Source organism: Bradyrhizobium denitrificans (genome assembly GCF_013179005.1).
Classification (GTDB): domain Bacteria; phylum Pseudomonadota; class Alphaproteobacteria; order Rhizobiales; family Xanthobacteraceae; genus Bradyrhizobium; species Bradyrhizobium denitrificans.
On sequence record NZ_JABFDP010000055.1, the window covers coordinates 1 to 25317 of the forward strand.

Genomic DNA, 25317 nt, shown 5'->3' on the forward strand with positions numbered 1-25317 from the left:
GTAAGCTATGTCCCCGGGCTGAACAGCAGCGAAGCAATCCACGGTGTTGGGCGGGACTCTGGATTGCTTCGCTGCCGCGCTCGCGATGACGGAGGATAGACTGTCCGTCGCCTCAGAGCTTCGTCGCCCGCAGCCGCAGCGCGTTGCCGACCACGCTCACCGACGACAGCGACATGGCGGCTGCGGCGATGATCGGCGACAGCAGGATGCCGAACACGGGGTAGAGGATGCCGGCGGCGATCGGAATGCCCGCGGCGTTGTAGATGAAGGCGAAGAACAGGTTCTGGCGGATGTTGCGCATGACAGCCGCCGACAGTTTGCGCGCCCGCGCGATACCGCCGAGATCACCCTGCAGCAGCGTGATGCCGGCGCTCTCCATCGCCACGTCGGTGCCGGTGCCCATGGCAATACCGACATCGGCCGCGGCCAGCGCCGGCGCATCGTTGACGCCGTCGCCGGCCATGGCGACGACCTTGCCGCTGGCGCGCAGGCGCGCGACCACGGCGCTCTTCTGCTCGGGCAGCACCTCGGCCTCGACCTCGGTGATGCCGATTTTTCGCGCGACCGCAGTGGCCGTCGTGCGGTTGTCGCCGGTCAGCATGATCACTTTGATGCCGTCGGCGGCCAGCGCCTTCAGCGCGTCGGGCGTCGAGGCCTTCACCGGATCGGCGATCGCGAACAGCGCGACCGGCTTGCCGTCGACGGCCATCGTGATCACGGTGGCGCCCTCGCTGCGCAGCCGCTTGCTCTCGACGCCGAGCGTATCGGTGATGATGCCGAGCGAGGCCAGATAGGTCGCGTTGCCGAGCACGACTGCCTTGCCGTCGATATCGCCGCGCGCGCCCTTGCCGGTCGGTGCGTCGAAGTTCTTCACCTCGGCCAGCTTGACGTTGCGCTCGGCGGCATGACGGACGATCGCCTCGGCGAGCGGATGCTCGCTGGCGCGCTCGACGCTGGCGGCGAGGCGCAGCGCGCCTATCTCGTCAATGCCATCAGCGGTGACGATCGACGTTACCTTCGGCTTGCCCTCGGTCAGCGTGCCGGTCTTGTCGACGACCAGCGTGTCGACCTTCTCCATGCGCTCCAGCGCCTCGGCGCTCTTGATCAGCACGCCGGCCTGGGCGCCGCGGCCGACGCCGACCATGATCGACATCGGTGTGGCGAGGCCAAGCGCGCAGGGGCAGGCGATGATCAGAACGCTGACGGCGGCGACGAGACCGAAGGCGAAGCGCGGCTCGGGACCGAAGGCGTACCACGCGACGAACGCCGCGATGGCCGCCGCGATCACGGTCGGCACGAACCAGCCCGCGACCTGGTCGGCGAGGCGCTGGATCGGCGCGCGCGAGCGCTGCGCATCGGCGACCATCTGCACGATCTGCGACAGCAGGGTCTCGCGGCCGACCTTGTCGGCACGCATCACGAAGCTGCCGGTCTGGTTCAGCGTACCGGCGATGACGCGCGCGCCCTCGTCCTTGGTGACCGGCATCGACTCGCCCGTCACCAGCGACTCATCGAGCGAGGAGCGGCCTTCGAGAATGACGCCGTCGACCGGCACCTTTTCGCCCGGACGCACGCGCAGCCGGTCGCCGACCGCGAGCGCTGCGATCTCCACCTCATGATCGCTGCCGTCAGCGTCGAGCCGTCGCGCCGTCTTCGGCGCCAGCTGCAGCAGCGCCTTGATCGCGCCGGAGGTCGCCTCGCGCGCGCGCAGCTCCAGCAGCTGGCCGAGCAGCACGAGGATGGTGATGACGGAGGCGGCCTCGAAATACACCGGCACCGCGCCGCCATGACCGCGGAACGCCGGCGGGAAGGCCTGCGGCGCGAGCGTAGCGATCACGCTGTAGCCATAGGCGACCGATGTTCCCATCGCGATCAGGGTGAACATGTTGAGATTGCGAGTCCGGACCGATTGCCAGCCACGCACGAAGAACGGCCAGCCGGCCCACAGCACCACCGGCGTCGCCAGCACGAACTGGATCCAGTTCGACAGCACGGGATCGACCAGGCCGTGGCCGCCGACGAGATGTCCGCCCATCTCCAGCACCACCACGGGGGCGGCGAGCACCGCGCCGATCCAGAACCGCTTCGTCATGTCGGCGAGCTCGGGATTGGGCGCATCGTCGAGGCTGATGACATCCGGCTCCAGCGCCATGCCACAGATCGGGCAGGTGCCCGGGCCTTCCTGGCGGATCTCCGGATGCATCGGGCAGGTGTAGATCGTACCCGCCGGCATCTCCGGCGGCGGCTCGCGCTTCTCCAGATACTTCACCGGATCGGCTGAAAATTTGGTGCGGCAGCCAGCCGAGCAGAAATGGAAGGTGTGGCCCTGATGATCGAAGCGATGCTTCGAGGTCGCTGGATCGACGCTCATGCCGCAGACGGGGTCGATGACCGTGGCCGCGTCGGGGTGATGCGCATGGTGATCGTGGCCTGCACAGCACGACCCGGCGGCCGCGACGGGCACGAGATATTTTGCGGGGTCGGCGGCGAATTTGCTGCGGCAGCCGGCCGAGCAGAAATGGAAGGTCTGACCCTGGTGCTCGAAGCGGTGCTTCGACGTCGCCGGATCAACCGACATGCCGCAGACCGGATCTTTCATCTTTGCGGGGAGGGGCGTCGCGTGGTCATGACCGCCACAGCAGCCGTCCGCATCGCTCGCGGCGGCCGAATCGGCACGGTCGGTGCAACGCGCCTCTGCAGCCGTCTCGTTGTGTCTGGTTTCGACCACGCCTGCGCGCGATCCGCAGCCGCATCCAGCGGATTGACCTGCTGCGACAGCTTGCCCGTGTTCGGTTTCCGACATCACCCAGCCTCTTGAAACCTATACCCTGTAGGGGTATATAGAGCCCATGCGCGAGGACATCAAGACATCCTGTCAGAAACGTTTGAGCCGGATCGAAGGGCAGGTCAGGGGCCTGTCGAAGATGGTCGAGGACAACCGCTACTGCATCGACATCGTGACCCAGATTTCCGCCGTGCGCGCGGCGTTGCGCCGCGTCGAGGAGGAGATCCTGCGCGATCATGTTGCCCACTGCGTCGAGCACGCGATCGCCTCCGGTGACAGGGCGGATCAGCGCCAGAAGATCGCGGAGTTGATGGACGTGATCAGCCGATCGGACCGCTGAGGTCTGCCGTGCTCAGACCGCAACCTTGTTGCGCCGTCGGGCGGCCGCCCGCGGCGCCATGGTTCGCACCGGCTCGGCGACGAGAAAATGCTCGTTGATGACGAGCCGCTCGCCGAGTTTCTCGACCGCTATTTCCTGAGCCGCAACCGGCTGCGCCGCTTCTTGGTCAGCCGCTTCAGGAACGAGCGGCGGCGCCTGGACGGAACCTGGAAACACGGCGAACTCGCCCGCTACCTCCGCGAGCGGCTTCTGCTTGTCGGCCCAATGGAGCGTCGTGTAGTCGAACCCGTTGACGATGGTCGGCTTGACGATCTCGAAATAGGGCGAGATGTCGAAGTCGCGCGGCATGTACAGCGAAGAATCGCGGATGTGCAGGATCTCGCGCTTCGCCCGCCTGGAGGGCGCCCGCGTGATCTTGGGCAGGATCGGATAGCGCACCGCGTCGAAGGCCTGCGCGATCAGCGCCGAGCAGATCATCTTGGTCGGGTCGCCCGAGCCCAGCGCGATCATGCGCCGCCGCCAGCGTTGCGGGATTGGCAACGGGATGAGGTAACGCATCAGGTCGACGATGTTCTTGGTGTCGTAGCCGAAGCCGATGCGGTTGATGGCATAGCGGCAGACCGTGTGGCGGTCCTCGAAAGTAAGGCCGACCGGTCGGCACAGGCGGGTGTGATAGTCGAAATATTTGGACAGCGGCGCCGAGATCACGCCGTCGCCGACATAGGCCTCCACCAGCACATGGGGCTCGCCGTCCGGCTCGACGGCGCCGTCGATGGGGCCGACATAAAGCGCGGCATGCGACCAGGTCGATTGCGTGAGGTATTTGATGATGCCGGAGATGCGGCTGTTGCCCTCGACCAGCAGCACGTCGCCGGGCTGCATGTCCTTGCGCAGGTACTCCGGATCGCTCGGCGTGAACGGCTCATAACCCGGTATCTCCTTCTGGAGATAGGCGGCAATCAGCTTGCCGATCTGATCGAGCACGATACCCATGACGCTCCCCGCGACCTTGAGTGGCCGCCTGCTTCTTCCCTTCGTCCATGATGGTCGATTGCGGTTGCAATTTGGTTCATAGTCGAAGCGTTGCCAAGAACCGCCAGTTTACCATCCTTGTTGCCGCAGCGCGGCGAATACGGCAAAACTTGACGTGAATTCATTTCGTTCAAGCTTTCGGAAACCATGTCATGAGCTTCACGCGCCGCGGCTTCCTTTCCGCTTCCACGGCGCTGGCCGCGTTGCCCCTGGTCGGCCGCCGCGCACTTGCTGCCGTTCCACGTGAGGCTGACATTGTCGTGATCGGAGCCGGCGCCGCCGGCATCGCCGCCGCACGCCGCATCGTCGCGGCCAACCGCAAGGTCGTCCTGATCGAGGCGTCCTCGCAGATCGGTGGCCGCTGCAGCACGGATCTCGCGACGTTCGGCGTACCGTTCGACCGCGGCGCGCGATGGCTGCTCAACGCCGACAGCAACCCGATCGGCAAGCTCGCGCGTGGGGTCGGGGTCGACGTGGTGGCTGCGCCGGTCGGCCAGAAGATCCGGGTCGGCCGCCGCAATGCGCGGCCCGGCGAGACCGAGCAGTTTCTCGCCGGCCTCGTGCGCGCCAACCGCGCCATCGACGAGGCCTCGCGCGGCAAGCTCGACACCTCCTGCGCCACGGCGCTGCCGAAGGATCTCGGCGATTGGACGAACACCACCGCCTTCGTTCTCGGTGCCAGCGCGACCGGCAAGGATCTCGTTGATCTCTCCGCCATGGACAAGGCGCGGGCCCAGGACCGCAGCGCGCCGCTGGCCTGTCGCCAGGGCCTCGGGACATTGGTCAGCAAGCTTGGCGAGGCGCTGCCCGTGTCGTTGTCGACGCCGGCGACGCGCATCGTGTGGGGCAACCGCGATGTCGCGGTGGAAACACCGGCGGGCCGCATCGCCACGCGTGCGGTCATTCTTACGGTGTCGACCAATGTGTTGGCATCCGGCACGATCAAATTCGCACCGGAGCTGCCGAAGCGACAGCTCGACGCTGCGGCGAAGCTCAGCCTCGGCAGCATGGATCACATCGCGCTGATGCTCACGGGAAATCCGCTCGGCCTCTCCCGTGACGAAGTGATCATCGAGCAGAGCAATTCGAACCGGACCGGCCTGTTGCTCGCCAATATCGGCGGGTCGTCGCTTTGCACCATCGACGTCGCCGGCGCGTTCGGGCGTGACCTTTCAGCTCAGGGTGAGGCGGCGATGGCCGCGTTCGCCAAGGACTGGATCGGCAAGCTGTTCGGCAGCGAAGCCGCCGCGGCCGTGAAGTCGACGGCGGCCACGCGCTGGAACCAGGCGCCCGGCGTGCTTGGCGCGATGTCGGCCGCGGCGCCCGGCAGCCAGGGGGCCCGCAAGATCCTGGCAGAGCCGCTCGGTCCGCTTTTTCTCGCCGGCGAGGCCACGCATGAGACGCTGTGGGGCACGGTCGATGGCGCCTGGGACTCCGGCGAGCGTGCCGCCGAAGCGGCGTTGCGCCGGATCGGTGCGTTGAAGGAGCCGGAGCCGGAACAGGCGAGCGAACGCCAGCGCGGTCGTCGCCGCAAGCTCCGCTCGGCCTCGCCCGAGGATTGACGTCGGAGCGGCGCGACGGACTCACAAACTGGCCGCGCTTCTCGTGAAGCTGCCCTGGCGGCTTGCGGGAGAAGCGCCTGTCGCTGGCCGATCTCACCGGCCACCATTTTGTTTGCTCAACGCCTACACCGGCAGTTTCAGCTCCATCAGGTCCTTCGCGACGACGATGCGGCCGGAGTAGTTCTTTTTCACATCGCGCGTCCAATCCTCGTCGGTCACTTCGGGATCGTCGCCGGGGACGAAATGGCTGAGCACCAGCGCCTTGACGCCAGCGGCGGCGGCGATGCGTCCGACGTCCTCCGTGGTCGTGTGGCTCTCCAGCAGATGCTTCTTCAAGGTCGCGCCGTTCTTGGTCTTGATCACCAGACGATCGACGGCAGGGACGTAGAGGCACTCGTGCACCAGCACGTCGGCGCCCCTCGCGAACTCGGCGAGCTTCGGATTGTAGGCGGTGTCGCTGGAGAACACGATCGTGCCGTCAGGCGTCTCGAATTTGTAGGCGAAATTGTCAGTGATCGGCGGATGCGGCGTACGGAAAGCGGTCACCGTCACATCGGCCGTCTTGACCACGACGCCATCCGCGTCGATGTCCTTGGCGATCAGCAGCGGCCGCGGATCCGGGCGGCCTTCGTCGCCGATGCGGGTGTCGACATCAAATTTGTTGGTCTCCCAGAAGCTCCGGGTCATGGCCTCCAGGCCTTTCGGCCCGAACGACTGGATCGGGGTCGACAGTCCCGCCGCCCAGGCATTGTAAACCAGGTTGCCGTATTCGAGATTGTGATCCGAATGATGGTGGCTGATCAGGATGTACTTCACCGACGGAATCGGCACGCCGGCATTGACGAGCTGACGGCTGACGCCCATGCCGCAATCGATCACGAACGGCGTGCCGTTGACCACGACGAGATTGGCCGGATTTGACGCGCCGATTCCGACGCGTGGTCCACCCTTGGTGCCGAGGAAGACGATGCGGGTGCCGGTCCTCGCGCCTTGCGCAATGACGGAGCGCGTCGCCATGGCTGCGGCCGTACCCATGGCGAGCGACAGCATCGTGCGGCGATTGATCATGGCATCCTCCCGGTTCGTCTCGTTGCGATGAGGCTAGCCGCGGCCGAGCACGCCGTCGAGAGCCGGCAGGCCGGCGATGACGGCGATTGCGATCAGCGCGTAGCAAATGACGCGGAACATTTGCTCGCTGGCGCGGCCGAACAGCGAGGCGCCCAGCGCCACGCCGAGCGCATAGACCGGGCCGATCAACAGCGAAAGCTTGAGAGAATCCCAGGTGATCAGGCCGCTGGCCGCATAGCTGACCATGGCGAAGCAATCCGACGCGCCGAAGAACAGCACGATATTCGCACGCGCGACCTTCGGCGCGATCGGGCGGCCGAGCCAGTAGCCGACGATCGGCGGCCCACCGGTCTGGGCCACGCCGCTGCAAAAGCCCGAGACGGCGCCGACCGCAACCGAGAGCGCGGCGTAGTCCTTGCCGCGATAACGCCAGCCGGAGATCAGCAGCGCGAGCAGCGCCACGACGAAGCCGGTGATGATCCAGCGCACGGTGACCGGATCGAGCCGGGTGAGAAACCACGTGCCGAGCGGCACGCCCACCAATGCGCCGGCCGCGATCACTGCAGTGGCTCTGCGGTCGGCCTCGTGCCAAGCCGCTGGCACCGTCGGCGCCATCGACACGAAGTCGATCACCAGCAGCAGCGGCGCGACGAGCCGCGGCGTCGCAAAGCTGCTCGCCAGCGGCATGAAGATCAGCGCCGCGCCAAAGCCGGAGAACCCACGTGCGGTCGCTGCGATGAGGGCGACGACGGCCAGCGCGGCCGTCGCGAACAGGCTGAGATCGGCAGGAATGAGCCCGGACAGGCTCATCCGCGCAACGTGCCGCCGGTCTTCTTGCCGACGTCTGCAGTGATCTTCGCCGCGACCGCGTCGATCTCCTCGTCCGTCATGGTCTTGTCGCGCGGTTGCAGGGTCACGGCGATCGCGACCGACTTCTTGCCGTCCTCGATGCCCTTGCCCTCATAGACGTCGAACACCGTGACGTCCGTGATCAGCTTCTTGTCGACGCCCTGTGCCGCGCGGACGATGTCACCGGCCTTGACCTTGCGATCGACGATGAAGGCGAAGTCACGTGACACCGGCTGGAACGCCGACAGCTCCAGCACCGGCTTGGCCCGGGTCGGTTTGGCCTTGGCGGCCGGAATGCGGTCGAGGATGACCTCGAAGGCGACGAGAGGTCCGTCCGCCTTCAAGGCCTCCAGCGCGCGCGGATGCAGCTCGCCGAAATGGCCGAGCACGTTCTGCGGGCCCATCTGGATCGTGCCGGAGCGGCCCGGATGCATCCAGGCCGGACCGCCGGCGACGATCTGCAGCGACGCCATCGGCGCGCCGGCCGCCGCCAGCACGGCGAGCGCGTCGGCCTTCGCGTCATACGCGTTCGCCGCCTGCGATCCGGTCCAATGCCGGCCGAGACCGTTCGACGACGCGATGCCGCGGCGGATGCCGCTCGCGGCGACGAACTGATCCTCCGGCCGATCGCCCTTGAACACCTGTCCGACCTCGAAGATCGCGGCATCGCCGAAGCCGCGATCGGCATTGGCCTGCACGGTCGCGATCAGGCCCGGCAGCAGGCTCGGCCGCATGTCGGAGAGATCCGCCGCAATCGGATTGGCGAGCGCAAGCTCCGCCTTGCCGCCGCCGAACAATTCGGCCGCCGGCTTGGAGATGAACGACCAGGTCACGGCCTCGACCATGCCGCGCGCCGCCAACGCGCGCTTGGCGCGGCGAGTGCGCAGCTGCAGCGGCGTCAGTACCGGCTTGCGCGGCGCGTCGCCGCGCTCGAACGGGGTCATCGGCACCTTGTCGACGCCGACCATGCGCACGATTTCCTCGACGATGTCGGCCTTGCCGTGCACGTCGCTGCGCCAGGAGGGGACAGCGACCTTCACGACGGGGCCAGCACCCGCGACCACGAAGCCGAGATGGGTCAGGATCCGGCGCATCTCGGTCAGCGACACCTCGATGCCCGCGAGACGCTTCACCTCGGTCAGCGGGAAGTCGATGATGCGATCGTCGCCGAAGCGGTTGCCCAGGACGACGTTCTCCGACGGGGTGCCGCCGCACAGCTCGAGCACCAGCTTTGTCGCCAATTCCAGGCCAGGGACCATGAAGGCCGGATCGACACCACGTTCGAAACGGTAGCGCGCGTCGGAATTGATGCCGAGCTTGCGGCCGGTCTGGGCGATGTTGATCTCGTTCCACAGCGCCGATTCGATCAGCACGTCGGTGGTGGTCTCGTCGCAGCCCGAGGCCTCGCCGCCCATGATGCCGGCCAGCGATTCGACGCCGGCGTCATCGGCGATGACACACATCGAATTGTCGAGCGTGTAGGTGCGGCCGTCGAGCGCCAGCAGGGTCTCGCCGTCGCGGGCGCGGCGGACGACGAGGTTGCCCTTCACCTTGTTGGCGTCGAACACGTGCAACGGCCGCGCGCGGTCGAACGTCATGTAGTTGGTGATGTCGACCAGCGCGTTGATCGGGCGCAGGCCGATCGAGGTCAGGCGCTGCTGCAGCCATGCCGGTGACGGGCCGTTCTTGACGCCGCGCACCAGCCGCAGCGCGAAGCCGGGACACAGTCTCTCGTCCTCGACAGCAACCTTCACAGGGCAGGGGAACTCGCCCTTGATCGGCTTGATGGCGGGATCGTTGAGCTTGCCCATGTCGGCGGCTGCAAGGTCGCGCGCGATGCCGTGGACGCCGGTGCAGTCCTGGCGGTTCGGCGTCAAATTGATCTCGAACTGGGGATCGCCCAGCCCGGCCCATTCGGCATAGGGCTTGCCGATCGGCGCATCGGCGGGCAGCTCCATGATGCCGTCGTGATCGTCGGAGATCTGCAGCTCGGCGGCCGAGCACAGCATGCCGCGGCTCTCGACGCCACGGATCGTGCCGACCGACAGCGTGATGTTCTTGCCGGGGATGTAAGTGCCGGGCGGCGAGAACACCGAGATCAGACCCGCGCGCGCATTCGGCGCACCGCAGACCACCTGCACCGGCGCGCCACCGTCGCCGGTGTCGACCATGCAGACGCGTAAGCGGTCCGCGTTCGGATGCTGCTCGGCGGAGACGACGCGCGCGATTTTATACGGCGCGAGCAGCTTGGCCTTGTCCTCGAGATGCTCGACCTCGAGGCCGATCATCGTGAGCTTGTTGGCGAGCGTCTCGACCGACTCGTCGGTGTCGAGATGGTCCTTCAGCCAGGACAGCGTGAATTTCATGGCGGTGTTCCTGCGAAGTCAGTCCTGTTCCCTCCCCCGCTTGCGGGGGAGGGTCAGGGTGGGGGCTCTCGCCGCAACGGCAGCGGCAATGGTTTCAAGAACGCCGGCGCGATTGGCCAGCACGTCGTTGTTGGCAAAGCGCAGGATGTGAAATCCCTTGGCTTCGATGACAGCTGAGCGTGCAGCGTCGCGCTGCTCGCCTTCCGTCGAGAAATGCTGTCCGCCATCGAGCTCGATCACGAGACGTGCGGCGTGGCAGACGAAGTCGACGATGTAGCGGTCGACCGGGGCTTGGCGGCGAAAGCTTGCGCCCAGCAGGCGATGGCCGCGCAGCTCCGACCATAGGATCTGTTCGGCATCGGTCGAGTTCTGGCGGAGTGCTCGAGCGTTCGATCGAAGTTTCTGAGAGACTTTCCAGGTAGGCTTGTCGTCGTCCATCGACACCTCCCGTGCGGAGAGACCCCCACCCCAGCCCTCCCCCGCAAGCGGGAGAGGGAGTCCCAGCGTCTGCTGGGAGACAGCGAGGCCGGCAACGCTCACGTGCTCAATCCTCCCGCCAGGGTCGGCACCTCCAGCGGCTTGAAGCCGTAGTGCGACAGCCAGCGGACGTCGCCTTCGAACAGCTGGCGCAGGTCGCTCATGCCGTATTTCAGCATCGCGATGCGGTCGATGCCCATGCCCCAAGCGAAGCCTTGATACTCGTCGGGATCGATGCCGCAGGCGCGCAGCACGTTCGGATGCACCATGCCGCAGCCGAGAATCTCCAGCCAGTCCTCGCCCTCGCCGAAGCGGATCTCGCCCTTGTCGCGGCGGCACTGGATGTCGACCTCGAGCGACGGCTCGGTGAACGGGAAGAACGACGGCCGGAACTTCATGTTGATGTGGTCGACCTCGAAGAACGCCTTGCAGAACTCGTGCAGGATCCATTTGAGGTGACCGAGATGCGAGCCCTTGTCGATGACGAGGCCCTCGACCTGGTGGAATTGCGGCGTGTGGGTCGCGTCGGAATCGATGCGGTAGGTGCGGCCCGGGCAGATGACGCGGATCGGCGGCTTCTGGGTCAGCATGGTGCGCACCTGCACCGGCGAGGTGTGGGTCCGCAGCAGCATGCGCGAGCCGTCCGGCTTCGGATTGAAGAAGAACGTGTCGTGCATCTCGCGCGCGGGATGGCCTTCCGGGAAGTTCAGCTTGGTGAAGTTGTAGTCGTCGGTCTCGACGTCGGGACCTTCCGCGATCGAGAAGCCCATATCGGCGAAGATCGTGGTCAGCTCGTCCATCACCTGGCTGAGCGGATGGATGCGGCCGGTCTCGGCCGGCGAATCCTGCAGCGGCAGGGTGACGTCGATGGTCTCGGCGGCGAGACGGGCGTCGAGCGCGGCGGCCTTGAGGACGTCGCGCCGCGCGGCCAGCGCCTGCGTGACCTTGTCCTTGGCGAGGTTGATCGCCGCGCCCTGGGTCTTGCGTTCGTCCGGCGACATCTTGCCGAGGGTCGCCAGCAGCGCCGAGATCGAGCCCTTCTTGCCGAGGGCTGCGACGCGGACGGCTTCCAGCGCGGCTTCATCGCCGGCGGCGGCGATCTGGTCGAGGATCGAGGTTTCGAGCGAAGCGAGGTCGGACACGGGCAAAATCTCCGCGGAACAAAAGGCGGCTGGGTTGTCGCCGCGCCGGCGACAGGGGTCAAGCGAAGGATTGATGTCGCCGGATAGCAAAAAGCGGCCGAGAGCATCGGCCGCTTCTTCAGTTCTCACGATGCGGAGGCGATCAGGCGGCGAGCGCCGCCTTGGCCTTCTCAACGATCGCCTGGAACGCGGCGGGCTCGTTGATCGCGAGATCCGACAGCACCTTGCGGTCGACGGTGATGCCAGACTTGGACAGGCCGTCGATAAATCGGCTGTAGGTGAGCTCGAACGGACGCACTGCGGCGTTCAGGCGCTGGATCCAGAGCGCGCGGAAGGTGCGCTTCTTGCGCTTGCGATCGCGGAACGCATACTGGCCAGCCTTCTCGACGGCCTGCTTGGCGGTGCGGATCGTGTTCTTGCGGCGGCCGTAATAGCCCTTGGCGGCCTTGAAGACTTTCTTGTGCTTGGCGTGGGCGGTCACACCGCGTTTGACGCGAGACATGCCGGAAATCCTTGGATTCAGAGATGACGATCAGCCGCGGCTTTGAGGCGGCCAGGGTTTCGGAAGCGAGAGGCCGGTCAGGCGTTCGGCAAGAAGTACTTCTTGACGTTGTCGCCGTCGGTCTTGAACAGCACACGGGTGCCGCGCAGCTGCCGGATCTGCTTCTTCGTCCGCTTGATCATGCCGTGGCGCTTGCCGCGCTGGGCGTGCATCACTTTGCCGGTTGCAGTCACCTTGAAGCGCTTTTTGGCGCCGGATTTGGTCTTCAGCTTGGGCATTTGGCTCTCCTTCATGCCAACGGCAAGCCGCCCGCAAAAGCGGCGCCATCTGGCGAAAATGCTCGTTAGAGCGTTGGTTGTGCTCAGGTTTCGGATCCAAACCCGGACCCACCCGCACAGGGACATCGCCACGGCAGCCCTTGATCAGCCGGGCGACGAAGGCCGCGCTTATGCCAGAGACAAAGGCTCTTGGCAACGTCGAACCAGGGAATCAGCTATTCCGACCCATGGTCAGCCCATTTCAAGCCGAGGTTCGCCCATGGCCCGCATCATCCCGTCCGCTGCTATCGCCGCCGTCCTCGCGCTCCTGCATCCGCTCCCTGCCCACGCCGCCGGCTTCGACGGCCCCTGGACCGTCCTGATCATCACCGAGGCCGGCAATTGCGACCAGGGCTACAGTTTCCCCATCCAGATCAGCGGCGGCCGGGTGCTCTCGACCGGCTCTGCGAACATCACCGGCTCCGTCGGACGCGGCGGCGCGGTCACGGTGCGGGTCTCCCAGGGCGGCTCCTCGGCCAGCGGTAACGGGCGGCTGGGCGCGACGTCCGGCTTCGGCCGCTGGAGCGGCAAAGGTTCGGCGGGGACTTGCAGCGGGCGGTGGCAGGCGACGCGGTCATGATCAGGGGCCAGCACTGGCAAAAGAGGTGCCATCAAAAGAAAAGCCCGCCAACGCGTGGCGGGCCCGGTTTGAAGCGTTGGTCCCTGCGCGCTAGCGCGGGGCCAGAACCATGACGACCTGACGGCCCTCGAACTTGGCGTCCTGCTCGACCTTGGCGAACGCCGCCACGTCGGATTTCACCTTGTCGAGCAGCTTGGTGCCGATCTCCTGGTGCGCCATTTCGCGGCCGCGATAGCGCAGCGTGATCTTGACCTTGTCGCCCTCTTCGAAGAAGCGCTGCATCGCCCGCATCTTCACGTCGTAGTCGTGGTCATCGATCATCGGACGGAGCTTGATCTCCTTGATCTCGACGACCTTCTGCTTCTTGCGGGCCTCGGCGGCCTTCTTCTGCGCCGAATATTTGTACTTGCCGTAGTCCATGATCTTGCAGACCGGCGGCGAGTTGTTCGGCGAAATCTCGACCAGATCCATGCCGGCTTCGGCGGCCATCTTGATGGCGACCACGGTCTCGACGACACCACGGTTGGTGCCTTCGGCGTCGATCAGCTGGATCTGCGCATTGCGAATCTCATCATTGGTACGCGGCCCGTCTTTGACGGCAGCGGGCGGGGCTCGATTGGGGCGGCGAATGGGTAGTTCTCCAAGGTTGTGGAAGAAGGCGGCTAGTTTGAAGGAATATGCCTTTGCGGGCAAGCTCGCGCGTGCCCGGTGCGTCGAAATTCCGCCCGGCCATCGCGGCACTTGCGTCGCACGCGCAGGATGTCAGCGCGACGGCGTAATCCCCCAAGGAGACCATCTGGCCAGGACGAGCGCTCATAGGCGTGCTGCCGGCCATGCTGGTTCCGCCCGCGGACATAGAGTGTGGGCGGCGCTTTCGCAAGCGGCAGCGGCCGGTCGAGCGATTGACGGACACGGCCGGTTCGCCCACACAACGTCCATCATCGAGTAACGATCCATGAACCACGCTGTCGAATCTGCCGATCTCCCCGCTTTCATCGCCGTCGGCGCCGGCGAGCAATCGCGCCAGATTGCGGTGCGCGCCAGGACCGGCCATCCGCCCGGGCTGTTCTGGCTTGGCGGCTTCAATTCCGACATGAAGGGCACCAAGGCGCTGGCGCTTGACGCCTGGGCGGCCGAGCGCGGCCGCGCCTGTGTCCGGTTCGACTATTCCGGCCATGGCGAATCGGGCGGACGCTTCGTCGACGGCACCATCAGCCGCTGGCTGGAGGAGAGCGTCGCGGTGTTCCGCCAATTCTGCAGAGGGCCGCAGGTGGTGATCGGCTCGTCGATGGGCGGCTGGATGGCGCTGCTGCTCGCGCGCGAACTGCTGAGGCAGCCGGCCGAGGCGACGCTCGCAGGTCTGGTGCTGATCGCGCCGGCGCCCGACTTCACCGAGGAGCTGATGTGGAAGGGCTTCTCCGCCGAGATCCGCCGGGAGATCGAGGCCAACGGTGTCTGGATGCATCCGTCCGAATATGGCGAGCCCTATCCGATCACCAAGGCGCTGATCGAGGACGGCCGCAACCATCTGCTGCTCGGCGGCGCCATCACGGTCGGCTGTCCGGTGCGCATCCTGCAGGGCGCGCAGGATCCGGATGTGCCGTGGCAGCACGCGTTCGCGCTGGCCCACCGGCTGCCTGCCGATGATGTGGTGCTGACGATGATCCAGGATGGCGATCACCGGCTGTCGCGGCCGCAGGACATTGCGCGCATGCTGGCGGCGGTCGGCGAGATCGGCTGAGCGTCGGGCTCAGCACGGCGTTCGCCACTCCGCGCGGACGCTGTCGTCGCTCTCGCAGGCCAGCGCGGTGGCCGCACGCCGCGCGAACGCGTCCGCGTCGAGCAATTGTGCCAGCGCCCAGGCCGCAGCGCCGCGCACCAGGGGGGTCGGGTCTGCCGTCAGTCGCTCGACGGCCGGCGTCAGCGCCGCATCACCGGAATTGCCGATCGCGATCAGCACGTTGCGCAAAAAGCGGTCGCGGCCGATGCGCTTGATCGGGGATTTCGTGAACAGCGCACGGAACGCGGCGTCGTCGAGCGCCGCCAGCTCCGCAAGGGAGGGCGCGCGCAGCGCGTCGCGGGCGGCCAGCTTCGCCTCGCGCCCGGCCTGGGCGAACTTGTTCCACGGGCAGGCGGCGAGGCAATCGTCGCAGCCATAGATGCGGTTGCCCATGGCGTTGCGGAACTCGCGCGGGATCGGCCCCTTGTTCTCGATCGTCAGATACGAGATGCAGCGCCGCGCATCGAGGCTGTAGGGCGCCGGGAAGGCCGCCGTCGGACAGCTGTCGAGGCAGGCGCGGCACGAGCCGCAATGGTCATGCTCCGGTGCATCCGCCGGCAGTGTCAGCGTGGTGTAGATGGCGCCGAGGAACAGCCAGGAGCCGAAGCCGCGCGACACCAGATTGGTGTGCTTGCCCTGCCAGCCGAGGCCCGCGGATTCGGCCAGCGGCTTCTCCATGACCGCCGCCGTGTCGACGAACACTTTCACGTCGCAGCCGGCCTGCGCGACCAGCCAGCGCGCCAAGGCCTTCAGGTTCTTCTTGATGACGTCGTGATAGTCGTCGCCGCGCGCATAGACCGAGATCGCGGCGCGGCTGCGCTCGGCCAGGATCGTGCACGGGTCGTCGTCCGGGCCGTAATTGACGCCGAGCATCACGACGCTGCGGACCTCGCTCCACAGCGTCCGCGGATCGGTGCGGCGGGACGGCTCGCGGGCGAGCCAGTCCATGTCGCCGTGCTGGCCCGATGCGATGAAGCGCTCGAACGCGGCGGCGCGCTCGGCGTTCACGACCGGCGCGGTAATGCCGATCGCATCGAACCCCAGCCGTTGTGCCTCGCCGGCCAGCGCCGCCCTCAGCATCTCCGGTTGGGGCGCGTCACGGCTCAGAAGTCGAGATCCACATAGGTCCGCGACGCCGGCACGCCCGCCAGCCAATCGCTCAGCAGCGGCCGGAACGACGGCCGCGACTTGACCCGCGCGTACCACGCCTTTGCTGCGTCGTCCTCGATCCATGGCACGTCGCCCAGATAGTCGATCGCCGACAAATGCGCGGCGGCGGCGAGGTCGGCATAGGTCAGGCGGTCGCCCGCCAGGAAATTGCGCCGCTGCGCCAGCCAGCCGATATAAGCGAGATGATAGCGCACATTGGTCTTGGCGGCGCGAATCACGTCGGTCGACGGCGGCCCGCCGCCATCCTCCTCGCTCATGAAGCGCTTATAGATGCGTTCGGTCACCAGAAGGTTCGAGGCCTCCTCGAAGAATTTGGTGTTGAACCAGTCCATCAGCCGGCGCACCTCGATGCGCTCCGCAGGCGAGGTCGGCATCAACCTTCGGTCGCCCATGTCGGGCCCGCAGGTCTCGTCGAGGAACTCGGCGATCACACCGACGCCCGGCACCGCCGGCTGGCCCTCGACCGACAGCACCGGCGTCGTTCCCGCTGGATTGAGCACCAGGAACGCCTCGCGGCGTTCCCAGGCGCGTTCTTCCACCAGGCGCAGATCGAGCCCGTATTCGCCGAGCACCAGCCGGACGAAGCGCGAATGCGGGCAGAAGGGGTGGTGGAAGAGCGTGTACATGGAGCCTTTCGACGATGGTGCCGCCACAGCGCTTAACGAACGATCAACCAACGACCGCACCTCGAAGATCGGCCGCAGGACCGGCGCAGATTTGCCGTTGCGAATCGGACCATTAGCGCATGGTCGGCGAAAGTGTAAGGAGTAGGGCGGCGGGCCGGCATGCGCGAAAACTCATGCCGCTGACCGCGGACCGGCGATGCGGTTCGTGCTGATTCGTATGCCCGACCGCGCGCCGGTTCATTGCTCCGGGCCGGCGATGCCCGCTTTTTGCAATTGCGGGCCGCGGCCGAATAGGCGAGAAGGGCGGCGTTTTGCCGGCAATCATGGATCGGATCAATGATGTCAGATACGCTGCGGGCGGTGCTTCTCGGGATTATCGAGGGCGTCACCGAATTTCTTCCCGTATCGTCGACAGGCCATCTGTTGTTGGCGGAACGCTTCTTCGGCCTCGGCGAGGACGGCTTCTGGAAGAGCTTCGCGATCCTGATCCAGCTCGGCGCCATCCTCGCGATCGTTGCGCTGTACTTCTTCAAGCTGTCGCGCGTCGCCATCGGCGCGCTGTCGAACGCTGACGACCGTCGCTTCATCATCGGCGTGCTGATCGCCTTCCTGCCCGCCGTGATCATCGGCCTCATCGCCGGCAAATACATCAAGGCGCTCCTGTTCGATCCCTGGGTCGTCTGCTTCTCGCTGATCGTCGGCGGCGCCATCCTGCTGTGGGTCGACCAGATCGATCTGAAGCCAAGGGAGCACGACGCCACGCGCTATCCGCTGCTGATGTATCTCTGGATCGGCGTGGCGCAGTGCCTGGCGATGATCCCCGGCGTGTCGCGCTCTGGCGCGACCATCGTGGCCGCGATGCTGCTCGGCGGCGACAAGCGCTCGGCCGCGGAATTCTCCTTCTTCCTGGCGATCCCGACCATGGTCGGTGCCTTCGTCTACGACTTCTACAAGAGCCGCGCCGAGATGACGTCCGACCATCTCGGCCTGGTCGCGATCGGCTTCGTCGTGTCCTTCATCACCGCGATGATCGTGGTGAAGGCCTTCCTCGGCTACGTCACCCGCCACGGCTTCGTGCTGTTTGCCTGGTGGCGCGTCATCGTCGGTACTTTGGGCCTGATCGCGCTGGCGCTCGGCAAGTAGGTCCGGCTTTCACCGCTCGTCATTGCGAGGAGCGAAGCGACGAAGCAATCCAGGGTCCCGTTCACGACTCTGGATTGCTTCGCGTCGCTCGCAATGACGCGGAGAGGGCAGAGGCTCTCTCACGCGTTCTTGCGCTGGAATTGACCCGCCGGACGGAAGCGCCAGAGATATTGCGGGCCGATCGCCTCGAGCGAATCCGGCGTGATGCCGAGGCCCTGCAAGGTCAGCCCGGCGGCCTTCGCCGTCTCCGACACGACATTGTCGGAGCGCAGCAGCTCGACCTGGTCCGGCGTCAGCTTCAGCGGTCCGGGCGCGAATTGCAGCAGTGCCGCCTGCAGCCGGGCGAGCCCGAATGGCAGCGGCAGCAGCGCGCGGTCGCGGTCGGTGATGTCGAGGATGATCTTGAGAATCTCGCGGAAGCTCAGCACCTCCGGCCCGCCGAGTTCGTAGGTCGCGCCTGCCTGCGCCTTGCCGTCGACCGCGTCCGCGACCGCGGTCGCGACATCGCCGACATAGACCGGCTGCATCTTGGTCTCGCCGCCGCCGATCAGCGGCAGGAACGGCGAGATGCGCGCCAGCCCCGCAAAGCGATTGGTGAACTGGTCCTCAGGACCGAACACGACCGATGGCCGCATGATCACGGCCTCGGGCACCGCGGCCAGCGCAGCAGCCTCGCCGGCCGCCTTGGCGCGGGCGTAGCTCGATGTCGATTCCGCGTCCGCGCCGATCGCCGAGACGTGCACCAGCCGGGCGCCGGCGGCCGCCGCAGCCTTGGCGACATTCGCGGCGCCCTCGGCCTGGACGGCCTCGAAGGTCTGGGCACCGCTCTCGGTCAGGATGCCGACGAGGTTGATGGCGACGTGGCTGTCGCGCAGCGCCGCCGCGACCGATTCGGGATAGCGCAGATTGGCCTGCACGGTGTGGATCTGGCCGACCCGGCCGAGCGGCTGCAAATGGCCAGCGAGCTCCGGCCGGCGCACGGCGACGCGGATGCGGTAGTCGCGCTTGGCCAGCGCCCGGACCACGTTGCGGCCGACGAAGCCGGAGCCGCCGAACACGGTGACGAGGGTGTCCAGATTCGATGCCAGATTCGTTGCCATGGGATCATTCCTGGGATTGCATCCGGACGGTCCGTCCGCCCGGAGGAGGGCTCTTTGCGGCGATTCGCACCCCGCGGCCCGCCATCTTGCGCCGCTATATAGCCCATCGTCCGCATCGCGGAAAAGGGAGCCGTGTTTTTGCGTATCGGGTGAGAAAAATTGTCATCTTGGGCCTTCAGCGGTTTGACAAGCGCGCGTCCGATCCGTACACACCGCCCCCACATGCCCAGGTGGCGGAATTGGTAGACGCGCTGGCTTCAGGTGCCAGTGGCTTAACGGCCGTGAAGGTTCGAGTCCTTTCCTGGGCACCATTTTTGGTGACCTCCCCCGCACAAGAGATGCCCGATAGGCGACCGCGCTGAGGCGCGTCGTGATTGGATTGACGCGGGCGCTGGTCGAGCCCCGACGCGGCCGGCTCGACCTTCGTCGCCGTCTCACCACATGCCGATATTGATCTCCGGCCTCCGCACGGTTCTCGCAACCGCGCATCTATGGATGACGGAAGCTCAATCCATGTCACCCTCAATCCCTGTTCGCCGGCGTCTGGATGAAGCCGCGATTCCACGTCGGGCTGATCAGGATCTCGTTGACGCAGACGCGCGGCGGCATGTTTGCCACGAACGCGATCGTGCGGCCGAGGTCTTCCGGCTGCAGCATCCGCGCCTGCTCTTCCGCGCTCGGCACGACCGGCCGCTGCTCCAGAATCGGCGTCGCGACCTCGCCCGGCATCAGGCAGCAGGCGCGCAAGCCGTGCATGCATTCCTCCATGTTGAACGAGTGGGTCAGCGCCAGCACCGCATGCTTGGTCGAGGTATAGGCCGGCCCCGGCATCTTGGAGACATGGCGTCCCGCCCAGGACGATACGTTGATGATGGTGCCGTCCGCTTGCGCGCGCATCGCCGGCAGCACCGCCTTCATGCAATACAGCACGCCATTGAGATTGATCTCGACCAGCTGGTTCCAGCCGTCGAGCGTCATGTCGTCCCAGCGTCGCTTGGGTACGTTCACGCCGGCTGAGTTCACCAGCAGATCGATGCGGCCGTGCCGCGCCAGGATGGCGTCGGCCGCGGCCTGCACCTCCGCCGCCTTGGCGACGTCGAGCGGAACGGCCTCGGCCGTGCCGCCAGCGGCCGCGATCTTCGCCGCCACCGTTTCGAGCGCAGCCTTGCGCCGGCCCGACACGATTACTGTCCAGCCGTCGGCGGCGAGCGCCAGCGCGCCGGCCTCACCGATGCCCGTGCCGCCGCCGGTGATCCACGCGATCCGTTTCCTCTTGGTCATTTGCCAGCGTCTCCCGTTGCCTTCGAAAGGGCGTTTTTGCTAAGGCAGCCTCGATCAGAGACGGCAACCCTGGCGACATCGCCGGTGCCATCCGCCGTCCCGGCCCTTTTCGTCTTCGTCGAGCACGATGTTCCGCCGGCTGGCACTGCCGGCCGGTCACCGCTCCAGGGGAATGTTGCATGAACCAGACCGCCAACGCCAATCTGTTCGCCCGCTTGTTCGACGGTCTCGACGATCCCAGCCGCCTCGCGATCGAGACCCATGACGGTCAGCGCATCACCTATGGCGACCTGATTGCGCGCGCGGGCCAGATGGCGAATGTGCTGGTCAGCAGGGGCGTGAAGCCGGGCGACCGCGTCGCGGCGCAGACCGAGAAATCAGTGTCGGGCCTCGTGCTCTATCTCGCCACGGTCCGCGCCGGCGGCGTCTATCTGCCGCTCAACACGGCCTACACGCTCAACGAGCTCGACTATTTCATCGGCGACGCCGAGCCGACCGTCGTCGTGTGCGATCCCGCCAAGGCCGAGGGCATCCGCACGCTGGCTGCCAAGGTCGGCGCCACGGTGGACACGCTCGATGCGTCAGGCAAGGGCTCGCTGACCGAGGCCGCCGACAAGGCCGCCACCGCGTTCACCACCGTGCCGCGCGGCGCCGACGATCTCGCCGCGATCCTCTATACGTCAGGCACCACCGGCCGCTCCAAAGGCGCGATGCTGTCCCACGACAATCTCGCCTCGAACTCGCTGACCCTGATCGACTACTGGCGCTTCACCAAGGACGACGTGCTGATCCACGCGCTGCCGATCTATCATACGCATGGCCTATTCGTGGCCAGCAACGTGACGCTGTTCGCGCGCGCGTCGATGATCTTCCTGCCCAAGCTCGATCCCGACCTGATCATCAATTTGATGGCACGCGCCACCGTGCTGATGGGCGTGCCGACCTTCTACACCCGGCTGCTGCAGAACCCGCGGCTGAACAAAGAGACGACCAGCCACATGCGTCTCTTCATCTCCGGCTCTGCGCCTTTGCTCGCCGACACCCATCGCGAATGGTTCGCGCGCACCGGCCACGCCGTGCTCGAGCGCTACGGCATGACCGAGACCAACATGAACACGTCGAACCCGTATGATGGCGAGCGCGTGCCCGGCGCGGTCGGCTTCCCGCTGCCTGGCGTGTCCGTGCGCGTGACCGATCCCGAGACCGGCAAGGAGCTCGCGCGCGACGAGATCGGCATGATCGAGGTGAAGGGCCCGAACGTGTTCAAGGGCTATTGGCGGATGCCGGAGAAGACCAAGTCGGAGTTCCGTCCTGACGGCTTCTTCATCACCGGCGACCTCGGCAAGATCGACACGCAGGGCTACGTCCACATCGTCGGGCGCGGCAAGGATCTGGTCATCTCCGGCGGCTTCAACGTCTATCCGAAGGAGATCGAGAGCGAGATCGACGCCATGCCGGGCGTGGTCGAGTCCGCCGTCATCGGCGTGCCGCATGCCGATTTCGGCGAGGGCGTCACGGCGGTCGTCGTGCGTCACCCCGGTGCTGACGTCAATGAAGCCAGCGTGCTCAAGGGGCTCGACGGCCGGCTGGCCAAGTTCAAGATGCCGAAGCGCGTGTTCGTGGTCGACGAGCTGCCGCGCAACACCATGGGCAAGGTGCAGAAGAACGTGCTGCGTGATCAGTACAAGGACATCTATACGAAATGAGAGCGGCTAGCGCCGTCGCCCGATCCTAAGACCCACGAGTGCCGCCAGCGGCGGCGCGGCGCAGATCAAGATCAGTTCCAGCACGGCGAACGAAGCGACCTCGTGCTGGATGGCCAGAGCAAGACACGCGGCAAACAGGCCGGCCGCGGTGAAGCCGAGGATGCAGGTCAAAGGCTCCTCGGCCGGCTCGTGCGAGGACGCTTGCCGCGCGGGCAGCGCTGCCGGGCGTTCGGTGGTTGTCGGCCGGACCGTTGGCACGGGCATCGGACCTCCCTGCAGCACGGCTTTTTTGCTCGCGTCTCACCGCAGACTAGGTGAAGGCGTCTGAGCCCGACATGCGGCAAAATCGACCAGCGGCAAGATACGGGCATCGGTCGGCAGGAACGCGGCACGCCGGTGCCGACTTGTTCCAGAGCCGAGCCGGCGACCTGCGCGACCCGTTCCTTCGTCCCGCGAATCCTTCCGGTCAGCCTTGCAGATTTGTCGCCCCGCGGAGCCCTGCGGATCGCGAAACCGACGTCGTCAGGTCCGTAGTTAAGCGGTGAATCAATGCTCTACGATCTGCGTTATTTACGCGTTCTACCGCGTTCGTGGCAGCCGGCGCGAGGAGTTAGAAGTGAATGGAAATTCGCTATATGATCGATGTGCTGGGTCCTGGCATACCACGGTGGCCATTGATCCTTTTTTCACTGCTGACCTAGTACTGAATCGCTGTTCGGTTTTGGGCCATTTGTTCGTTGCAAGGCCTGTTCCTTCTCCGTAAATAAAGCCCGCCTTGCCGATCCGCACGGCCGCAAGCCCCTTCCGTTCACGGCCCACAAGAAATCATCAAAGCACCAATGACAGCCAGGATCGAACGACCGCTTTCGCCGCATCTGCAAACCTACCGTTGGACGCTGACGATGATCCTGTCGATCGTCCACCGCGCCACCGGGGTTGCACTTTATTTCGGGACGCTGCTGCTGGCCTGGTGGTTGATCGCCGCCGCGTCCGGTCCAAGCGCCTATTCCTACGTCCAGGGCTTCATGGGCAGCTTCCTCGGCCGCCTGATCATGTTCGGCTACACCTGGGCGCTGCTGCACCATCTGTTGTCCGGCATCCGTCACTTCGTCTGGGACCTCGGTTACGGCTTCAAGCCGAACGAGCGTGAGACTTTGACCTGGGGCGCACTGATCGGCGGCATCACCTTGACCGTTCTGGTGTGGATCGTGGCTTACGCCGTGGGAGGTGGCCGATGAGCGACGCACGCGCGAAATCGATGCGGACCCCGCTGGGCCGCGTCCGCAACCTCGGCGCCGCCCATTCCGGCACCAGCGACTTCTGGCGCCAGCGCATCACCGCGGTTGCGATGACCTTGCTGATCGTGCCCGTGGTCGTGGTGGTGATCATGCTGCTCGGCCGCAACCAGGCCGGCGCTGCGCAGATCCTCGGCTCGCTGCCGATCGCGCTGATCATGCTGCTGTTCGTCATCGCGAGCTGCTGGCACATGAAGATCGGCATGCAGGTCGTGATCGAGGACTATGTCCACAGCGAGCCGCTTAAGCTCGTTGCGATCATGGCTAACAACTTCTTTGCGGTGACCGTGGCGCTCGCCTCGATCTACGCCCTCATCAAACTGTCCACTGGAGTCTAGCCCATGGCCGGCGGAGCAAATGGCAGCGCGAACGGCGCGCCCGCGACGAACGGAAAAGCCTATCCGATCGAGGACCACACCTACGACGTCGTCGTGGTCGGCGCAGGCGGTGCCGGACTGCGCGCGGTGGTCGGCTGCAGCGAAGCGGGCCTGCGCACGGCCTGCATCACCAAGGTGTTCCCGACCCGCTCGCACACCGTGGCGGCGCAGGGCGGCATCTCGGCCTCGCTCGGCAACATGCACCAGGACGACTGGCGCTGGCACATGTACGACACCGTCAAGGGGTCGGACTGGCTCGGCGACCAGGACGCGATCGAATACATGGTGCGCAATGCGCCCGACGCGGTCTACGAGCTCGAACATTGGGGCGTGCCGTTCTCGCGCACCGAAGACGGCAAGATCTATCAGCGTCCGTTCGGCGGCATGACCATCGACTTCGGCAAGAGCCAGGCGCAGCGCACCTGCGCCGCCGCCGACCGTACCGGCCACGCCATGCTGCACACGATGTATGGCCAGTCGCTGCGCCACGCCGCGGAGTTCTTCATCGAGTTCTTCGCCATCGACCTGATCATGGACGACCAGGGCGTCTGCCGCGGCGTCATCGCGCTGAAGCTCGACGACGGCACGCTGCACCGCTTCCGCGCCCAGACCACGATCCTGGCCACCGGCGGTTACGGCCGCGCCTACGCGTCCTGCACCTCGGCGCATACCTGCACCGGAGACGGCGGCGGCATGGCGCTGCGCGCCGGCCTGCCGCTGCAGGACATGGAATTCGTGCAGTTCCACCCCACTGGCATCTATGGCTCGGGTTGTCTGGTCACCGAGGGTGCACGCGGCGAAGGCGGCTATCTCGTCAACGCCGAGGGCGAGCGCTTCATGGAGCGCTATGCGCCGTCCGCCAAGGACCTCGCCTCGCGCGACGTCGTCTCGCGCGCGATGACCATCGAGATCCGCGAAGGCCGCGGCGTCGGCAAGAAGAAGGACCACATCTTCCTGCATCTCGACCATCTCGATCCGAAGGTGCTGGCCGAGCGTCTGCCGGGCATCTCCGAATCGGCCAAGATCTTCGCCAATGTCGACGTGACCCGCGAGCCGATCCCGATCGTGCCGACGGTGCACTACAACATGGGCGGCATCCCGACCAACTATCACGCCGAGGTGCTGACCAAGAAGGACGGCGACGACAACGCCATCGTGCCCGGCCTGATGGCGGTGGGCGAGGCGGCCTGCGTCTCCGTGCACGGCGCCAACCGGCTCGGCTCGAACTCGCTGATCGACCTCGTCGTGTTCGGACGCGCTGCCGCGCTGCGGCTCGCGGAGAAGCTGACGCCGAACGGCAAGCAGCCGGATCTGCCGAAGGACTCGGCCGACATGGCGCTCAGCCGGCTCGACCGTTATCGCTACGCCTCCGGCGGCACGCCGACGGCGAAGCTGCGCGAGAGCATGCAGCATGTGATGCAGACCAACTGCGCCGTGTTCCGCACCGGCGAAGTGCTGCAGGAAGGCCACAACCTGATCCACAAGGTCCATGGCGGCATCGGCGACATTGCCGTCTCCGACCGTTCGCTGGTGTGGAATTCCGACCTGATCGAGACCTTGGAGTTCGACAATCTGATCGCCCAGGCGGTGGTCACGATGGACTCCGCCGCCAATCGCACCGAGAGCCGCGGCGCGCATGCCCGCGAGGACTTCCCGGATCGCGACGACAAGAACTGGATGAAGCACACGCTGGCGTGGATCGACCAGAACGGCCAGACCACGATCGATTACCGCCCGGTGCACAACTACACCATGACCAACGACGTGCAGTACATCCCGCCGAAAGCGCGCGTGTACTGAGCCCGTCCGTCATAACAAA

At 66.1% G+C, this 25317-nt stretch carries 24 protein-coding genes and 1 tRNA gene; 10 read left to right on the forward strand and 15 right to left on the reverse strand.

From position 1 onward, the window contains the following. Positions 1-112 precede the first annotated feature (112 nt). On the reverse strand, positions 113-2578 hold the full coding sequence (locus tag HL671_RS36435; protein WP_246579405.1) for a heavy metal translocating P-type ATPase: 2466 nt from the start codon (positions 2576-2578) through the stop codon (positions 113-115). A 271-nt stretch (positions 2579-2849) separates the two neighbouring features. Between HL671_RS36435 and HL671_RS36440 the strand changes: the two genes are divergently transcribed. Further along, the gene (locus HL671_RS36440; RefSeq protein ID WP_012040562.1) at positions 2850-3125 is read left to right on the forward strand and encodes a metal-sensitive transcriptional regulator; all 276 of its coding nucleotides are present in this window, start codon (positions 2850-2852) and stop codon (positions 3123-3125) included. A gap of 12 nt (positions 3126-3137) precedes the next feature. Here HL671_RS36440 and HL671_RS36445 read toward each other — a convergent pair whose 3' ends face one another. Then, positions 3138-4118 (reverse strand): YiiX/YebB-like N1pC/P60 family cysteine hydrolase, encoded by a 981-nt coding sequence (locus tag HL671_RS36445; protein WP_172243750.1) that lies wholly within the window; start codon positions 4116-4118, stop codon positions 3138-3140. A gap of 191 nt (positions 4119-4309) precedes the next feature. On the opposite strand from HL671_RS36445, the gene HL671_RS36450 reads away from it, so the two are divergent. Beyond that, positions 4310-5719 (forward strand): flavin monoamine oxidase family protein, encoded by a 1410-nt coding sequence (locus tag HL671_RS36450; RefSeq protein ID WP_172243753.1) that lies wholly within the window; start codon positions 4310-4312, stop codon positions 5717-5719. A gap of 123 nt (positions 5720-5842) precedes the next feature. Here HL671_RS36450 and HL671_RS36455 read toward each other — a convergent pair whose 3' ends face one another. The 7 genes from HL671_RS36455 to rpmI all read right to left on the reverse strand — a co-directional run bounded on the left by HL671_RS36455 (position 5843) and on the right by rpmI (position 12401). Further along, complete coding sequence (locus HL671_RS36455; RefSeq protein ID WP_012040565.1) at positions 5843-6787, reverse strand: MBL fold metallo-hydrolase; 945 nt, start codon at positions 6785-6787, stop codon at positions 5843-5845. Positions 6788-6820: 33 nt separating this feature from the next. After that, the gene (locus tag HL671_RS36460; protein WP_172243756.1) at positions 6821-7597 is read right to left on the reverse strand and encodes a sulfite exporter TauE/SafE family protein; all 777 of its coding nucleotides are present in this window, start codon (positions 7595-7597) and stop codon (positions 6821-6823) included. Continuing rightward, complete coding sequence (gene pheT / locus HL671_RS36465) at positions 7594-10002, reverse strand: phenylalanine--tRNA ligase subunit beta (protein WP_172243759.1); 2409 nt, start codon at positions 10000-10002, stop codon at positions 7594-7596. Before pheT ends, HL671_RS36460 begins: the two co-directional genes overlap by 4 nt. An 18-nt stretch (positions 10003-10020) precedes the next feature. Then, positions 10021-10440 (reverse strand): endonuclease domain-containing protein, encoded by a 420-nt coding sequence (locus HL671_RS36470; protein WP_172243762.1) that lies wholly within the window; start codon positions 10438-10440, stop codon positions 10021-10023. Positions 10441-10538: 98 nt separating this feature from the next. Continuing rightward, the gene (gene pheS / locus HL671_RS36475; protein WP_012040569.1) at positions 10539-11621 is read right to left on the reverse strand and encodes a phenylalanine--tRNA ligase subunit alpha; all 1083 of its coding nucleotides are present in this window, start codon (positions 11619-11621) and stop codon (positions 10539-10541) included. A 142-nt stretch (positions 11622-11763) separates the two neighbouring features. Further along, positions 11764-12123, reverse strand: coding sequence for a 50S ribosomal protein L20 (rplT, locus tag HL671_RS36480; RefSeq protein WP_012040570.1), 360 nt, complete (start codon positions 12121-12123; stop codon positions 11764-11766). Between the two features lie 77 nt (positions 12124-12200). After that, positions 12201-12401, reverse strand: a complete 201-nt coding sequence (gene rpmI / locus HL671_RS36485) for a 50S ribosomal protein L35 (RefSeq protein ID WP_008539890.1) — start codon at positions 12399-12401, stop codon at positions 12201-12203. A gap of 259 nt (positions 12402-12660) precedes the next feature. On the opposite strand from rpmI, the gene HL671_RS36490 reads away from it, so the two are divergent. Continuing rightward, positions 12661-13020, forward strand: a complete 360-nt coding sequence (locus HL671_RS36490; protein ID WP_172243765.1) for a hypothetical protein — start codon at positions 12661-12663, stop codon at positions 13018-13020. A gap of 90 nt (positions 13021-13110) precedes the next feature. On the opposite strand, the gene infC is transcribed toward HL671_RS36490, so the two are convergent. Beyond that, positions 13111-13650 carry a translation initiation factor IF-3 gene (gene infC, locus HL671_RS36495; RefSeq protein ID WP_085963464.1) on the reverse strand — a complete coding sequence of 180 codons (540 nt, stop codon included), beginning with the start codon at positions 13648-13650 and terminating at the stop codon, positions 13111-13113. 325 nt (positions 13651-13975) lie between these two features. Here infC and HL671_RS36500 point away from each other — a divergent pair, with 325 nt between their 5' ends. Next, entirely contained in the window at positions 13976-14761 is a 786-nt protein-coding gene (locus HL671_RS36500; RefSeq protein ID WP_172243768.1) for an alpha/beta hydrolase, read from the forward strand. Between the two features lie 9 nt (positions 14762-14770). Here the strand turns inward: HL671_RS36500 and queG are convergent, their stop codons facing one another. Together queG and HL671_RS36510 are read right to left on the reverse strand one after the other, a co-directional pair. Then, positions 14771-15955, reverse strand: a complete 1185-nt coding sequence (queG, locus tag HL671_RS36505; protein WP_172243771.1) for a tRNA epoxyqueuosine(34) reductase QueG — start codon at positions 15953-15955, stop codon at positions 14771-14773. Next, the gene (locus HL671_RS36510; RefSeq protein ID WP_012040575.1) at positions 15904-16596 is read right to left on the reverse strand and encodes a glutathione S-transferase family protein; all 693 of its coding nucleotides are present in this window, start codon (positions 16594-16596) and stop codon (positions 15904-15906) included. Before HL671_RS36510 ends, queG begins: the two co-directional genes overlap by 52 nt. Positions 16597-16932: 336 nt before the next feature. Here HL671_RS36510 and HL671_RS36515 point away from each other — a divergent pair, with 336 nt between their 5' ends. Then, complete coding sequence (locus HL671_RS36515; RefSeq protein ID WP_012040576.1) at positions 16933-17739, forward strand: undecaprenyl-diphosphate phosphatase; 807 nt, start codon at positions 16933-16935, stop codon at positions 17737-17739. A 119-nt stretch (positions 17740-17858) separates the two neighbouring features. Here the strand turns inward: HL671_RS36515 and HL671_RS36520 are convergent, their stop codons facing one another. Continuing rightward, positions 17859-18827, reverse strand: a complete 969-nt coding sequence (locus tag HL671_RS36520) for a complex I NDUFA9 subunit family protein (RefSeq protein ID WP_172243783.1) — start codon at positions 18825-18827, stop codon at positions 17859-17861. Positions 18828-19063: 236 nt separating this feature from the next. Between HL671_RS36520 and HL671_RS36525 the strand changes: the two genes are divergently transcribed. Then, a tRNA-Leu gene (locus tag HL671_RS36525) sits at positions 19064-19150 on the forward strand. A 211-nt stretch (positions 19151-19361) separates the two neighbouring features. Here the strand turns inward: HL671_RS36525 and HL671_RS36530 are convergent. Beyond that, a complete protein-coding gene (locus HL671_RS36530) occupies positions 19362-20120 on the reverse strand; it encodes an SDR family oxidoreductase (RefSeq protein WP_012040578.1) in 759 nt (252 codons plus the stop codon). A 179-nt stretch (positions 20121-20299) separates the two neighbouring features. On the opposite strand from HL671_RS36530, the gene HL671_RS36535 reads away from it, so the two are divergent. Next, positions 20300-21826 (forward strand): malonate--CoA ligase, encoded by a 1527-nt coding sequence (locus tag HL671_RS36535; protein ID WP_012040579.1) that lies wholly within the window; start codon positions 20300-20302, stop codon positions 21824-21826. A 6-nt stretch (positions 21827-21832) separates the two neighbouring features. Here the strand turns inward: HL671_RS36535 and HL671_RS36540 are convergent, their stop codons facing one another. Further along, the gene (locus HL671_RS36540; RefSeq protein ID WP_012040580.1) at positions 21833-22090 is read right to left on the reverse strand and encodes a hypothetical protein; all 258 of its coding nucleotides are present in this window, start codon (positions 22088-22090) and stop codon (positions 21833-21835) included. Between the two features lie 575 nt (positions 22091-22665). On the opposite strand from HL671_RS36540, the gene sdhC reads away from it, so the two are divergent. From sdhC to sdhA, 3 genes are read left to right on the forward strand one after another with little or no spacing between them, the layout of a single operon-like run. Continuing rightward, the gene (gene sdhC, locus HL671_RS36545) at positions 22666-23064 is read left to right on the forward strand and encodes a succinate dehydrogenase, cytochrome b556 subunit (RefSeq protein ID WP_041750248.1); all 399 of its coding nucleotides are present in this window, start codon (positions 22666-22668) and stop codon (positions 23062-23064) included. Between the two features lie 20 nt (positions 23065-23084). After that, a complete protein-coding gene (gene sdhD, locus HL671_RS36550; RefSeq protein ID WP_012040582.1) occupies positions 23085-23459 on the forward strand; it encodes a succinate dehydrogenase, hydrophobic membrane anchor protein in 375 nt (124 codons plus the stop codon). Positions 23460-23462: 3 nt separating this feature from the next. Next, positions 23463-25298: a succinate dehydrogenase flavoprotein subunit gene (gene sdhA / locus HL671_RS36555; protein ID WP_012040583.1), complete on the forward strand. Its 1836-nt coding sequence runs from the start codon at positions 23463-23465 to the stop codon at positions 25296-25298. The last annotated feature ends 19 nt before the right edge of the window (positions 25299-25317 follow it).